Below are 1066 nucleotides of genomic sequence, written 5' to 3'. Positions count from 1 at the left end.
CTCCTGGGCCGGGCGGACCTCGTGGCTCAGGGCGCGCCAGCCGATGCCGGGGCGCCCCTGCGGGAGCCGGCCGGCCAGGTACGAGACGAGCAGGCCGGCCTCGGCCGCGGGCGCGGCGGCGAACAGCTCCGCGAGCAGCGCGGTCTTGCGGGACCGGGCGGTGGTGCCGGCGACCTCCCGGGACACGCGCGCGACCTCGGCCAGCAGCATGGGCCCATCCTCCCGCCCGGCGCGGGCCGGGGCACGTCGGGACGGCCGGAGCGGGCAGGGCACGTGGGCGGGACGCTGCCGGCGTGTACCGCAGGTGCGGTAGAGGGGCGTGGCGGCGTACTCCCGAAGAAGGGGGCGGGTTACGCCTGCGGGCTCAAGGGAGAGGCGGGTTCGGGAGTCTAGGGTCAGGCCTATGAAGCTCCGACTGCCCAGGCGCCGGCGCGGCAAGGTCCTCGCCGGCGCGGCCGCGCTCGCCGTCGTGGCGGGGGCCGGCACGTGGACCGCCACCGCGTCCGGCGGGCCACCACCCGTGCACCGCCAGGACACCGTGCTGGAGATGCCCGGCGCCGCGATCGACACCTCGTACTTCACCGCGGGCGGCGGCGGGCCGCGGCCCGCGGTCCTGCTCGGCCACGGCTTCGGCGGCAGCAAGGACGACGTCCGCGCGCAGGCCGAGCGGCTGGCGCGCGACGGGTACGCCGTGCTGACCTGGTCGGCGCGCGGATTCGGCCGGTCCGGCGGGCAGATCGGGCTGAACGACCCCGAGCACGAGGTCAAGGACGTCTCCCGGCTCGTCGACTGGCTGGCCCGGCAGCCCGGCGTCCGCCTGGACGCGGCGGGCGACCCGCGGGTGGGTGTGGCCGGCGGTTCGTACGGCGGCGCGATCTCGCTGCTGGCCGCCGGGTACGACCGGCGGGTCGACGCGATCGCCCCGCAGATCACGTACTGGAACCTCGCGGACGCGCTGTTCCCCGACGGGGTGTTCAAGAAGCTCTGGGCCGGCATGTTCTTCACCAGCGGCTCCGCGAGCGGGCTCCAGGCCGGGGCCCGAGCGGGTGGGGCGGCCGTCCCCGGC

The 1066-nt window shown here is 77.4% G+C and carries 2 protein-coding genes; one reads left to right on the top strand and one right to left on the bottom strand.

Going from position 1 to position 1066, the window contains the following annotated elements; all coding sequences use genetic code 11:
• Positions 1–210 (bottom strand): ATP-dependent DNA ligase (locus tag GPJ59_RS36460; RefSeq protein WP_219672385.1); only part of this gene is annotated, 210 nt, incomplete at its 3' end.
• Positions 211–403: 193 nt separating this feature from the next.
• Between GPJ59_RS36460 and GPJ59_RS36455 the strand changes: the two genes are divergently transcribed.
• A partial coding sequence (locus GPJ59_RS36455) for an alpha/beta hydrolase (protein ID WP_219672384.1) occupies positions 404–1066 on the top strand: 663 nt, incomplete at its 3' end.

Source organism: Streptomyces bambusae (assembly GCF_019400985.1).
GTDB classification, from domain to species: domain Bacteria; phylum Actinomycetota; class Actinomycetes; order Streptomycetales; family Streptomycetaceae; genus Streptomyces; species Streptomyces bambusae_A.
The sequence above is the reverse complement of the archived record's forward strand: the minus strand, read 5'-3'. Positions and strand labels throughout refer to the sequence as shown.